The organism is Streptomyces sp. CG4, from assembly GCF_041080655.1.
GTDB lineage: Bacteria > Actinomycetota > Actinomycetes > Streptomycetales > Streptomycetaceae > Streptomyces.
The window spans coordinates 4,446,667-4,458,937 of the sequence record NZ_CP163525.1 but is presented as its reverse complement, the minus strand read 5'-3'; the positions used below and the strand labels follow the sequence as shown (position 1 = coordinate 4,458,937).

The 12,271-nt window shown below is 74.0% G+C and carries 12 protein-coding genes; 6 read left to right on the top strand and 6 right to left on the bottom strand.

The features are described from left to right. Window positions 1–28: 28 nt before the first annotated feature. Window positions 29–595, bottom strand: a complete 567-nt coding sequence (locus tag AB5L52_RS20265) for a universal stress protein (protein ID WP_351026037.1) — start codon at window positions 593–595, stop codon at window positions 29–31. A gap of 274 nt (window positions 596–869) precedes the next feature. Between AB5L52_RS20265 and AB5L52_RS20260 the strand changes: the two genes are divergently transcribed. Further along, complete coding sequence (locus tag AB5L52_RS20260) at window positions 870–1,208, top strand: SAV_915 family protein (protein WP_351026038.1); 339 nt, start codon at window positions 870–872, stop codon at window positions 1,206–1,208. Window positions 1,209–1,222: 14 nt separating this feature from the next. Further along, window positions 1,223–2,557, top strand: a complete 1,335-nt coding sequence (gene lysA / locus AB5L52_RS20255) for a diaminopimelate decarboxylase (protein ID WP_351026039.1) — start codon at window positions 1,223–1,225, stop codon at window positions 2,555–2,557. Window positions 2,558–2,654: 97 nt separating this feature from the next. Here lysA and AB5L52_RS20250 read toward each other — a convergent pair whose 3' ends face one another. Both AB5L52_RS20250 and AB5L52_RS20245 read right to left on the bottom strand, forming a co-directional pair. Further along, the gene (locus AB5L52_RS20250; protein WP_369365429.1) at window positions 2,655–4,028 is read right to left on the bottom strand and encodes an ATP-binding protein; all 1,374 of its coding nucleotides are present in this window, start codon (window positions 4,026–4,028) and stop codon (window positions 2,655–2,657) included. Beyond that, window positions 4,025–4,696, bottom strand: a complete 672-nt coding sequence (locus AB5L52_RS20245; RefSeq protein ID WP_351026042.1) for a response regulator transcription factor — start codon at window positions 4,694–4,696, stop codon at window positions 4,025–4,027. Before AB5L52_RS20245 ends, AB5L52_RS20250 begins: the two co-directional genes overlap by 4 nt. Before the next feature lie 151 nt (window positions 4,697–4,847). Between AB5L52_RS20245 and AB5L52_RS20240 the strand changes: the two genes are divergently transcribed. From AB5L52_RS20240 to AB5L52_RS20230, 3 genes are read left to right on the top strand one after another with little or no spacing between them, the layout of a single operon-like run. Next, window positions 4,848–5,510 (top strand): DUF4956 domain-containing protein, encoded by a 663-nt coding sequence (locus tag AB5L52_RS20240; protein WP_351026044.1) that lies wholly within the window; start codon window positions 4,848–4,850, stop codon window positions 5,508–5,510. Continuing rightward, window positions 5,507–6,343 (top strand): polyphosphate polymerase domain-containing protein, encoded by an 837-nt coding sequence (locus tag AB5L52_RS20235; protein WP_369365426.1) that lies wholly within the window; start codon window positions 5,507–5,509, stop codon window positions 6,341–6,343. The genes AB5L52_RS20240 and AB5L52_RS20235 overlap by 4 nt, the downstream gene beginning before the upstream one ends. Then, window positions 6,340–7,191: a phosphatase PAP2 family protein gene (locus AB5L52_RS20230; protein ID WP_369365423.1), complete on the top strand. Its 852-nt coding sequence runs from the start codon at window positions 6,340–6,342 to the stop codon at window positions 7,189–7,191. The genes AB5L52_RS20235 and AB5L52_RS20230 overlap by 4 nt, the downstream gene beginning before the upstream one ends. Before the next feature lie 57 nt (window positions 7,192–7,248). Here the strand turns inward: AB5L52_RS20230 and AB5L52_RS20225 are convergent, their stop codons facing one another. Together AB5L52_RS20225 and AB5L52_RS20220 are read right to left on the bottom strand one after the other, a co-directional pair. Beyond that, entirely contained in the window at window positions 7,249–8,166 is a 918-nt protein-coding gene (locus tag AB5L52_RS20225; RefSeq protein WP_369365421.1) for a hypothetical protein, read from the bottom strand. Between the two features lie 96 nt (window positions 8,167–8,262). Further along, the gene (locus AB5L52_RS20220) at window positions 8,263–8,835 is read right to left on the bottom strand and encodes a hypothetical protein (protein WP_369365419.1); all 573 of its coding nucleotides are present in this window, start codon (window positions 8,833–8,835) and stop codon (window positions 8,263–8,265) included. Between the two features lie 183 nt (window positions 8,836–9,018). Between AB5L52_RS20220 and AB5L52_RS20215 the strand changes: the two genes are divergently transcribed. After that, window positions 9,019–10,230 (top strand): PucR family transcriptional regulator, encoded by a 1,212-nt coding sequence (locus AB5L52_RS20215; protein ID WP_369365418.1) that lies wholly within the window; start codon window positions 9,019–9,021, stop codon window positions 10,228–10,230. Here the strand turns inward: AB5L52_RS20215 and AB5L52_RS20210 are convergent. Beyond that, window positions 10,220–12,115: an alkyl/aryl-sulfatase gene (locus tag AB5L52_RS20210; protein WP_369365416.1), complete on the bottom strand. Its 1,896-nt coding sequence runs from the start codon at window positions 12,113–12,115 to the stop codon at window positions 10,220–10,222. The genes AB5L52_RS20215 and AB5L52_RS20210 overlap by 11 nt on opposite strands. Between the last annotated feature and the right edge of the window lie 156 nt (window positions 12,116–12,271).

The window sequence follows — 12,271 nt, the reverse complement described above, 5'->3', positions numbered from 1 at the left end:
CGCCGGCGCCGGTGAGCGTGGCAACCGCTCAGGACTCCGGCGGCACCATGTGCAACTCCCGTTCCAAGTGACCGGAGTTCAGCCGCAGCCGCCAGGCGTTCCTGCGGTGGACCGAGGCCAGCTCCGCCTGCAACGGCGACGGCGGCACCGCGAGGACCGGGCACGTGGCGTGGGCGAGGCAGTAGCGGCTGACCGACGGCCACAGGGCCCGGTGCAGGCGGCCCCGCTGCCCCGCGCCGACGACGAGGACGTCGTCCTCGCGGGACGCGGTCCGCACCAGGGCGGGACCCGGCGCACCCCGGACGACCAGCGCCTGTCCGGGCAGCCCGGTGTCCGTGCCGCCGAACACCTCGCTGAGCGCCTCGACGAGGCGCTCACGCGCCAGCCGCTCCCACTCGGGGGCCAGGGCGGTCGCGGCCGGGAACCTGCGCGCGGTGAGATCGCCCTCCGGCGGCTCCCACGCCAGCACCGGCCACAGCTCCGCTCCGCGGCGCCTGGCCTCGACGGCGGCCCGGCTCAGGGCGGTCGCGCCGCCCAGTGAGCCGCTCACTCCCACCACGACCCGGGCGGTCGCAGGCGGGCGGTACTCGGACATCGGCTCCTCCTTGGAATCCCTTCCATGAGACCGCGCCGCGCCGTTCCCGAACAGCCCGAACGCCCGTTTCTGACACCCTTCTGACGGCCCTTTCCAGCCACTCCCACCAGCAGTGTCAGCGTGCCGTCAAGGTCGTCCGGGTCGGCGTCAGCGTCACGTCAGGGGTCGCCCGGTACCCCCGGACACCGGGCATAACGTCGGGACCGAGCCCCGGTCCGCCTCCCCGCGTCCGGGGCCCCAGATCCCACCCGCGCTGCCTTTCGGGAGGCACCCCATGGCAGAACTCCGCTACGGCGAAGACCCCGAGCCCTCCGATCCGTTCCCGGCCGGACCGCTGTACGTCCCGGTCCGGCCGGGGCACTCCGGGTGTGCGGCCCGGCTCTTCCGCACGCCGCTCGGCGACCGTACGGCCGTCGGCTTCACCTCCGAGCGCCGGCTGACCACCACGCTCGGCGCCGGACAGGCCTGGATCCGCCTCGCCGAGCCCGCCCTGCGCGCGCTGACCGCCCCGCTCGGCGTCACCGCTCTCACGGTGGACCCGCAGTTCACCGCCCCGGCCCCCGCGCCGGTCACGCCGGTCCCGTCCGAGATTCCCGCGCTGCGGATCGCCTGAGAGGGGCAGCACAGATGACCACGGTTCACGAACCCACCGTCCTCCCCGGAGCCGCCGAGCTGTCGGTGTGGCCCGCGTCGACCCTCGAACCGCCGCACGGCGACCTCACCGTGGGCGGCGTACCGCTCGCGGAGGTCGCCGACCGCTTCGGCACCCCCGTCTACGTCCTGGACGAGGCCGAGGTCCGCGACCGCTGCCGTACCTACCTGGACGCCTTCCCCGACGCCGAAGTCCTGTACGCGGCCAAGGCGTTCCTGTGCCGGGCCATGGCCCACTGGATGGACGAGGAGGGCCTCGGCCTGGACGTGTGCTCCGCCGGTGAGCTCGAACTCGCCGTCACCACCGGGTTCCCGGCCGAACGGATCGTGCTGCACGGCAACGCCAAGTCCCCGCGCGACCTGGACACCGCGCTGCGCCTCGGCGTCGGACGCATCGTCATCGACAGTCCGGCCGAGATCGCGCGGCTGGCCGCCGCCGTCGGACCCGACGGCCACCAGAAGGTCATGGTCCGGGTGGTGCCCGGGATCAGTGCCGGCGGCCACGAGAAGATCCGCACCGGCACCGACGACCAGAAGTTCGGCCTCAGCATCTCCGACGGGTACGCCCAGCACGCCATCACCCGGATCCTCGACCAGCCGCAGCTCGAACTCACCGGTCTGCACTGCCACTTGGGCTCGCAGATCACCAGCGTCAAGCCGTACCTCGTCGCCGTACGACGGATGGTGGGCCTGATGAGCAGGCTGTACGAGCAGCACCAACTGGTGCTGCCCGAGCTGGACCTCGGCGGCGGTCACGGCATCGCCTACCGCCCCGGCGAGGAGGCGCTGGACCTGACGGCGCTGGCCCGCAGGGTCCGCGCGGAACTCGCCGACGCCTGCGCCGCGGCCGGGCTTCCCGTGCCCCGCCTGATCATCGAGCCGGGCCGGGCGATCGCGGGCCCGGCGGGGATCGCCGTGTACCGCGTCCTGTCCGTGAAGCACACCGGCGACCACGTCTTCGTGGCCGTCGACGGCGGCATGAGCGACAACCCGCGCCCGGCCCTGTACGGCGTCCGGTACGCGCCGCGGCTGATCGGCCGGCACAGCACGGCGGACCGCGCCCGGGTCACGGTGGTCGGCCGGCACTGCGAGGCCGGCGACGTCCTGGCCACCGACGTGGCACTGCCCGCCGACACCCGGCCCGGCGACCTGCTCGCCGTCCCGGTGGCCGGCGCCTACCACCTGTCCATGGCCTCGGGCTACAACCTGGTCGGCCGCCCGCCCGTGGTCGCCGTACGCGACGGCCTCGCCCGGCTGCTGGTCCGCCGCGAGTCCCTGGAGGACATCCGCAGCCGGGACGTGGGCCTGTGACCCCGGGCGGTCTGTGCACCGCAGCCCCTTGAGACCCCCGGGCGGGTCGGTCCTCCTTCCCTCGCCGACCGACCCGCCCGGGCCACAACGGTGCTGATCAACACGGCATTTCGATGGTGACCGTCGCCCCGCCGCCGGCATTCTCCGCGCGGGCCGTACCACCGTGTGCCGTGGCCACCGCCTGGACGAAGGCCAGCCCCAGGCCGGAGCCCTCGCTCGTGCGGCTCGCCTCCGCCCGGGCGAACCGGTCGAAGGCGCGGGGCAGGAACTCGGGCGGGAAACCGGGGCCCTCGTCCGTGACGGCCAGCCGCAGCCGGCTTTCGTGGACGGTGGCCGTGACGCGGACGGTCCCGTGTCCGTGCCGCAGGGCGTTGCCGACGAGGTTGCCGATGGCGGGCACCAGCCAGCGGGTGTCGACGTCCACGGTCGTGTCCGCCGCGTCGGTCAGCAGGTCGCGTCCGGCGCGTTCGGCGCGGCGCAGATGGGGGGCCACGGCGGTCCCGACCAGGTCGGCCAGTGCTCCGGGCGTCCGGGTGAGGTGGTCGGCGCTGCCGAGTTCCTCCAGGTTCAGCAGGGCGTTGGAGAGGCCGATCAGGCGCTGCACCTCGGCGTCGACCGAGCGCAGGGTCTGGTTGAGCTCCCCGGCCGAGCGGGGGCGGTGCAGCGCGAGGTCGACCTCGGCCCGCAGCAGGGACAGCGGGGTGCGCAGTTCGTGGCTGGCGTCGGCGACGAACCGGCGCTCGCGGGCGGCGGACGCCGCGAGGCGGTCCAGCATGCGGTTCAGGGTGTGGCCGAGGCGGGTGATCTCGTCGTCGCGGTCGGCGGGCACGTCCAGCCGCAGGTTCTGCGCGCCGTCGGCGAGGGTGGCCGCCGCGGTGCGGTAGCGCTCGACCGGGCGCAGCGCGGCGCGGGCCGTGCGGTAGCCGACGTACGAGGCGGCGATCAGGGTCAGTCCGGAGGCGAGGGCGAGCTGGGCGAGGAGTTCGCGCAGCGCCTCGTCGCGGTGCCCGCGCCGGACGGCGGCGACGAGGACGCGGGTCGCCCCGCCCGCCCTGACGCGCTCGGCCTGCAGGCGCAGTGTGTCGGGAGTGATCGGCAGCAGGGAGCCGACGTCACGGCGCACCAGGTGCCCGTGGACGGCCGCGTCGACTTCGGCGGGAGTGAGCAGGGGCCGGTGGCCGACGGCGGCGCTGGAGGCCAGGTCCCGGCCGTGGGTGTCGAGGATCTGGTAGAGGCTGCCGCTGGGGCCCGGCGGCAGCGCGGTACCGGCGCGCAGGGCCCGGTCGAGGCTGTGCCGGTAGGCGGCGAGGTCGTCGTGGAGCTGCCGGTCCAGGGCGGTCTGGACGCGCCAGTACACCAGCCAGGCCGTTCCGGTCAGCACGAGCGACATGGTGACGGCGACGGCCAGCACGAGCCGTGTGACGACGGGCAGCCGCCCGAACCAGGGCCGAAGCCCGCCGGGCAGGGTCACGGGGCGGTCTCCAGCCGGTAGCCGCGTCCGCGCAGGGTCGTGATCGTCGTACGGCCGAAGGCGCGGTCGACCTTCGCGCGCACCTTGGAGACGTGGACGTCGATGGCGTTGCTGCGCAGGTCGGTCTCGCCGTCCCAGACCTCGTCGAGCAGCTGCAGCCGGGTCACCACCCGGCCGGCGTGCTCCATCAGCACCCGCAGCACCGCGAACTCCCGCCGGGACAGGCCGATTTCGGTGTCCGCCCGCCAGGCGCGCTGCTGCCCGGGGTCGAGGACGAGGTCGCCGACCCGCAGCCGGTCGCAGGAGTCGGGGCGGCGCCGGGACATCGCCCGCAGCCGGGCCAGCAGTTCCTCCAGCGCGAACGGCTTGAGCACGTAGTCGTCGGCGCCGGCGTCGAGCCCCGCGACCCGTTCGCTGATCGCGCCGCGCGCGGTGAGCAGGATCACCGGCACGTCGATGCCCTCGCCGCGCAGCGTCCGGCACACCTCGACGCCGTCCATGCCGGGCAGCATCACGTCCAGGACGATCCCGTCCAGGCGGGGGTCACGGGCGGCGGCCAGCCCGGAGGGGCCGTCGTAGCGGCCCTCGGCGGTGTGTCCGGACTCGGTGAGGTAGCGGACGACGAGGTCGGTGAGGCGGGTCTCGTCGTCGACGACCAGGTAGTGCATGGCGGCAGGCTAACGGCCCGCCGCGCCGGTCCCGGGCACGGGGAAGGCTTCATGGTCTCTTCATGTGACATCCCTACCGTCCTTCACGTCGCGGCGCACCGCGGGCCGCGACCGGTCCGCCGTCCTGTGCGCCGGGGCGGAAGGGACAACCATGCACGCACTGGTGCTCGCCGCCAAGGGCATCACCCACCACATCGCCCCCGGCGACCTCGGCACACGCGGCGGCCTCGACATCGTCGCCCTGCTGATCCTCGTCGGCCTGCTCTACCGGCGCCGTCCCAGCGCACCGGCGATGCCGCTGGTCCTGGTCACCCTCAACGTCGGTCTGTTCGCGGCGATGAGCACGATCAGCGCGGGCAAGTTCTCCGCCGGGGTCGGCTTCGGGCTGTTCGGCATCCTGTCCCTGGTCCGGCTGCGCAGTGCGGCCTTCACCCTGCGCGACGTCGCCTACACCTTCGTGACCCTGGTCATCGCCCTGTGCACCGGACTTCCGCAGCGCGCCGGCTGGCTCGTCATCGCGGTGGACGCGGTGGTGCTGGTCGCGGTCCTGCTGGTGGACGATCCGCGCGGCGACCAGCCGCCCACCCGCACGGTGCGGCTGACCCTGGACCGCGTCTACGACGACCCCTCCCTGATCGCCCGGGACGTCGCCTTCCGCTTCGGCCGCGCGCCGCTGTCGGTCGAGGTCGACGAGGTCGACTACGTCCGCGAGACCACCCGGGTGTCCGCCCGCTACCCCGCCGTACCGGGCGAGTCCGTCGCCGAGTCCGTCGCCCAGGACACGGAGCCGCGCGAGCAGGTGACCGTCGTATGACGGCTCCCGCTTCCTTCGTGCCCGACCTCGGCTTCGTGCCCGACCTCGGCCTGTCCGCGCTGCGCGGTGCCACGCTCGCCGAGGTCGACGCGGCGGCCGCGCTGCAGCACCGCACCGACCGCAAGTACCTGGTCCCGCTCGACCTCGCCCGCCTCCTCGTGGACCGGCTCGCCGACAGCCACCGGGTCCTCGACCTGGCCGGCCGCCGTACGACGAGCTACCTCAGCACCTATTTCGACACCGAGCGGCTCGGCGCCTGGCGCGCCCATGTGCAGCGGCGCCGCCGGCGCTGGAAGGTCCGCACCCGCCTGTACGCGGAGGACGGGCTGTGCCGGGTGGAGGTGAAGACGAAGGACGGCCGCGGCGCCACCGTCAAACACGCGCTCAGCACCCCTGCCGAGGACTACGGCCGACTCGACGGCTCCGGCGCAGAGTTCGTCGACGAGGTGCTGCGCCGGGCGGACATCCCCGTCACCACCGCGGCACTGTCCCCCGCCGCGGAGATCCGCTATGTCCGCGCGGCCCTCGCCGACCTGGACCACGGCACGCGCGTCACCCTCGACGTCGGCCTCGTCTGCCGGCACGGGGACCGCAGCACCGGCCTCGACCCGGGGCAGGTCCTGGTGGAGACCAAGGGCGGCGCCCGGCCCGCCCCCGCCGACCGCCTCCTGCTGGGCCTGGGTGCCCGGCCCGTCTCCCTCAGCAAGTACATCGTCGGCCAGTCCCTGCTCAACCCCGGCCTCCCCGACAACGACGTACGCCGGCTCGCCCGCGCCCACTTCAGCACCGGGGGCAGCCCCGCACCGCTCCTCGAAAGGACCCCCGTCGCATGAACGTCCTGCGCGGCATCACATGGCCGTACGCCGTCATCGCGCTCATCGCCGTGGCCGCCGCCTCCTTCGGTCTGCTCACACCGCAGCTGGCCGCCGCCGGCGTCCCCGGCTTCACACTCTCGGCGACCGACCGCATCAAGCAGAGCCCGCCCCCGGCTCTCTTCAGCGACGCCGAGATCGCCCCGGCCGGCAAGCTGGCCGACGCCCAGCGGACGACGGCCGACGCCCTCTTCGCCCAGTGGAAGAAGGCGCACGGCACCGCCCGCGACGACAAGGCGTTCGCCGCCTGGGCCGCCCGCCAGATCCCCGCACCACCCGCGGCGAAGCAGCGCACCGCCGAACTCCGCCAGGTCCAGGCCCTCGCCAAGACCCGTACGGCCGCCGGGAAGCAGGCGGCCACCTGGCTGGAGCTGAACGGCAAGAGCGACGTCTGGAAGCTCTACCTCCACGACCGGAGCGAACTCGTCCCCGCCGCGAAGGGCACCGCGGAGAAGACCGGCCTCAAGGCGGCCCTGAAGATGGCCAAGACGATCTGCGACCAGCTGGCCGCCAAGGACCAGCAGCCGGCCCCGTACGTCCTGGACCCGACCCTGCGCCCGGACAAGCACACCAAGCCCGGCGCCAAGGGCCCGTACTCCTACCCCTCCCGGCACGCGGCCCGCTCGGCCGCGGCCGTCACCTTCCTCAGCGCCCTCGCCCCGCACCGGGCCGGGGAATACGAGTGGATGCGCGCCGAGGTCCTCTACTCCCGCCTCTACATGGCCGGCCACGTCACCAGCGACCTGGCCGCCGGGACCCTGCTGGGCGACCTGATCGGTGACTACGAACTCACGGTCGGCGGGCACTGAGTCCCGCCGCTGAAGCGAACGCCTTGGCCGCCGTCGCGGCCAAGGCGTTCGGCGCGTTCAGCCGACGTGCAGGGTCAGGGCGGCGGTGTGGAGCGTGCCGCCGGTCTGGAACTGGAGGAACAGACGCCAGTTCCCGGACTGGGCGAACTCGGCGTGGAAGGTCAGCGCCGGCCCGCCGTGGCCGCCGTCGGCCTTCGACTCCGGGTGGAGGTGGGCGAAGGCGAGGTCGCCCTGGTGGAACGCGGTCAGATGCGCGTAGGTGTCGAGGTAGGGCTGGAGGTCGGTGACCGGCTTGCCGTCCTTGGTGACGGTGGCGGTCAGCTGGTGGGCCATGCCCGCCATCAGATCGCCCTTCACCGCGACGGTGTACCCGTCGGCCGTGGTGGTGCCGGACGCCTTGGGCAGCGCAGTGGTCATCGCCATGCCGGGCACCGTCACGGTGCGGCTGAGGACGAGGCCCTTGCCCTTGCCGGAACCGCTGTCCGGGGTGAACGAGGTGTACAGCCGCCAGGTGCCCGGCCGCAGCGCGGCCAGCGGCGCGCTCCAGGTGCCGTTGCCGGCCATCGTGGGGTGCAGATGCTGGAGGCCGGTGAGGTCGGAGCGGACGGCGTAGAAGTGCATCCGCTTGGTCTGGTCCACGGCGAAGCCGGTGACCGGCTTGCCGTCGGGCCCCGTGATGGTGAAGCGATAGGTGCTCGCCTCGCCGGCGGGGAGGGTGGCGGCCGTGGAGGTCATCCGGTAGCCGTCCTTCGCGGCGGCCAGGCCGTTGCCGCTGGACGCGGGCTCCATGCCGGGCATCGACGCCATGTCATGGCCCGGGGCGGAGGAGGACGGCGTGCTGCCGTGGCCGGCGTGCTTGTCGGAGCCGGAGCCGGAGCCTGTGCCTGTGCCGCAGGCGGCCAGGGCGAGGGTGAGTGCCGCGGTGGCGGCGGCCGCCATGAGGGCACGGCGGGACGTGCGGAAACGCTGGGACATCAGGTGTGTCTTTCCAGGGGGGGCGCCGTACGACGGCGCGGGTGATCGGGAGACCTGCGCGGGACCCCGGCACTGAGCCGGAGCCCGCGGGTCCCGTCACGTCCGCGCGACGCACACCTGGAGGAGGAGAGGGCGGCCGCCGGCGGGCGGACCCCGGCGCCGGGTGCCGTCGGAGGCCGGCCCGGCCCACGGCAGCAGGAGGGCGGCCGGCAGCACGAAGGCGGCCGCCGCGACCGGGGGCGGCGGGATCTCGGAGCGGGGCGTGGTGGCCAGACACAGCGCACCCCGCATGCCCGCCCCGTCCGCCCGTACGACGGCCTTGCCACCGGCCGCCTCGGGGTGACCGGCGGGATGACCGGCGGGGTGCGCGGCCGTCGCGGCAGGCATCCCGGCCGGTGTCGAGCCCAACGTGGGGGAGGTCTTGGCCGGTGTCGAGCCCAACGTGGGGGACGTCTTGGCCGGTGTCGAGCCCAACGCGGGGGACGTCTTGGCCGGTGTCGTAGCGGCCGTCGCGGTGGTGTCCTGCATCGCCCCGTGGCAGCCGTCCCCGGCTGCGGCCGGGCCGCCGTGCATCAGGAACAGCCCGAGCAGGACCACGACCAGCAGCCAGGGCCGCACCGCCGGGCGGTTGCGGGCCCCGGCCGTGCCGGAGACGGGCTGCCTGGGCATCACGGGTCCACCTTACGGGGATGCGGGAAACCCCTCGGGTCTTTGGCACCCAAGGGTGGTTCCCTGCATTTCACCATACCCCCAGGAGGTATCCATCCGCACTCTCGCCATCGTCGTGACCGCCCGTTACTGTGGCGGATCGCAATCGGCGCGGCGCGGAGTGGTCCGGTGGGGTGATCCAAGGTGCATGAGCTGTCCGATGCCGCGGTGGCGCTCGCCGCCCGTTGCGAGCCGCGGGTGAACGAGCTGGCGCGGCGCATGGCGCGCGACGTCTTCGAGGAGCTGCGCGGCTACGCCGAACTGCCCGCCGACGTCAAGGACATGGAGATCGCAGCGACGGCCCGGTACGGCATGCGGCTGTTCCTGCGCGGTGGCGTCCGCCGGCCGCGGCCGGACGCGCTCGACTACTTCCAGGAACGCGCCGCCCAGCGCGCCGGGGAAGGGATGCCGCTGAACCTGCTGCTGCGCACGTACACCCTGGGCACGAAGGAATTGTTCCGGGCGCTGCGCGAGACCGCCCGGCCCGATGAGCGGGACGCCCTGGCCGAGCTGGCCGAGGCGCTGTTCGGCGCGGCGGACCGGGTCGTGGGAGCCGTCGCCGAGAGCTATCTCGACGAGCAGGCCGCGGCGGCCGCATGCGGGTCCCCCCAGGCCCTTTGGCACTGGGGGAGGGAGGAGGAGCGGCGCTCGCGTGCCCGGACGCTGCTGGCCGGCCGGCCGGTCGCCGACGGGGTCACACCGGACGGGCCCGCGCTTGTGGTGTGGCTGCGCTTCGACAACTCGGCATCGGGCAACGGGAGTTCACCGGTGGCCGTCCGGCGGCTGGTGCGGCGGGTTCAGGCCGCGCTGGACCGGGGCTTCGGCACGTGCGTGCCCGCCCTGCTCGACGCCGACGGCGGGCACGCCGTGATACCCGGTACGACCGAACTCCCCTGCCGGATCCCGGAGTTGCTGCGCGAGCCCGCGGGGGCGGGGGTGCGGCTGGCGGCGGCCGGTGCGACCGGGGCCGGTGACATCCCGCGCGCCGCGCGGCTGGCCCGGGAGGTGGTCCGGATCGCCGCCGCGTGCGGCCGGGAGCCCGGGCTGCACCGGCTCGACGACGTGCTGCTGGAGTACCACCTGTCCCGCCCCAGCGCGGGCAGCGACCGGATCGCCGCACTGCTCGACCCCCTGGCCGGCCGGCCCGAACTCGTCGAGACCCTGCGCACGCATCTGGAGCAGCGCCAGGACCGCCGCGCCACCGCCCGCCGACTCAGTCTCCACCCCAACTCCGTCGACCACCGGCTGGCCCGCGTCCAGGAGCTGACCGGCCTCGACCTCGCCGACCCCCGGAACACCGCCCTGGTCCTCGCGGCCCTGCTGCTGCGCGAGACGGACGCCGGCGTCATGGAGTGACGATCGCGAAGTCCGGGTCCGGCGCGTCCAGCAGCGCACCGAACGTGACCAGGGCCCGCGCGTCACCGTCCAGGACCACCGCGCCGCCCGCGACCTCGTCGGCGAAGGTCGAGGCTCCGCCCAGCACGGAGTCGAGCGTGGTGCGGGCCAGCCGCAGCACGACGGCGGGCTGCTCGCCGCGCGGGGCGTCACCGGCCATCGGGGTCAGCGCGCCGTTGGACAGCAACAGGGACCACACCTCGCCGCTGTCGGTGAACTCCCAGCGCAGCAGCAGCCGTCCGGCCCCGGCGGCCCGCGGGCCGTTCACGCGTACGGCCAGCGACCGGAAGACCTGCTCGACCGTCAGCGCGGCCAGGATGTCCGGGGCCGTGCGGGTCGGCGTACCGAGGATGCCGCCGCGCAGCTCGGCAGCGCCCATCAGATAGAAGTTGCGCCACGGGCCGCACTCCGCGCCCCGGCCGAGCCGTTCGAAGGTCTCGGCCTGCAGGGCGCGCGCCTCGGCGTGCTCGGGGGCGGCGAAGAGCACATGGCTCAGCACCTCCGCGACCCACCGCAGATCCCCGGCGTCGTACGACGCCTTCGCCTTGGCGACCACGGAGTCCGCACCGCCCATGAACTCCACGTACCGGCTCGCGGCTTCGGCGGGCGGATGCTGCCACAGATGGGCCGGGTTGCCGTCGAACCAGCCCATGTAACGCTGGTACACGGCCTTGGCGTTGTGGCTGAGGGAGCCGTAGTGGCCGCGGGTGTGCCAGGCCCGGTCGAGGGCGGGCGGGAAGCAGAGCTGCTCGGCGATCTCCGCCCCGGTGCGGCCGGAGTTGATCAGACGCACGGACTGGTCGTGCAGATAGGCGTAGGCGTCCCGCTGCTCCTCCAGGAAGCGGACGACGCGGTCCTGCCCCCAGGTCGGCCAGTGGTGCGAGCCGAAGACGACGTCCGTGTCCGCGGCGAACAGCCGGACGGTCTCGGTCAGATACCGGGCCCAGGCGCCGGGGTCCCGTACCAGGGCCCCGCGCAGGGTGAGCACGTTGTGCAGCGTGTGGCAGGCGTTCTCGGCGACGCACAGCACCCGCGCATCCGGGAAGTGGAAGTTCATCTCGGCCGGGGCCTCGGTACCGGGGGTGAGCTGGAAGACGATCCGCACCCCGTCGACGGTCTCCTCCTGCCCGGTCGCGGTGATGTCGACGGTGGGCGCGATCAGTCCGACGCTCCCGGTCGACGTCGTCTGCCCGAGCCCGCAGCCGATCTGCCCGGCCGGGCCCTTGGGCAGCGCGGCCCCGTACATGTAACCCGCCCGGCGGGCCATCGCCGTACCCGTGAGGACGTTCTCGCTCACCGCGTGCTCCAGGAACCCGGCCGGCGCCAGGACCGGTACCAGCCCGTCCGCCACCTCGGCCGGGTCGACGATCCCGCGCACCCCGCCGAAGTGATCGACGTGGGAGTGGCTGTGGATCACGCCCGTCACGGGCCGCGCGCCGCGGTGCGCGCGGTACAGGCCGAGCGCGGCCGCGGCCACCTCCGCGCTGATCAGCGGGTCGATGACGACGACACCGCGGTCGCCCTCCACGAAGGTGATGTTCGACAGATCGAGCCCGCGTACCTGGTAGATCCCGGCCGCCACCTCGTACAGACCCTGGCGTGCCACGAGCCGGCTCTGCCGCCACAGCGAGGGATGCGCGGTCGGCGGACACTCCGCGTCCAGGAAGCCGTACGCGTCCGCGTCCCACACCACCCGGCCCCGCGCGTCCCGCACCACGCCGGGCTCCAGCCGGCCGAGGAACCCCCGGTCCGCGTCGACGAAGTCCTGCCCGTCGTCCTGCTCGTCGTCCCGTTCTTCACCCCGGGCGAGCCCGCCGTCCAGGGGCTCCCGCTCACTGCCGGTCATGACCGACGATCCTCACACGCCCCGCGCGACGGCGCCCGATGACGCATCACAGAGCAGCCGCTGACACATCACAACCGACGGCGGCGCGTGATCGCAGGCGAGGTGAATCGACTCCGTCGACGTCGGGACCGACCCCGTCGAAGTCGGGAATCGACG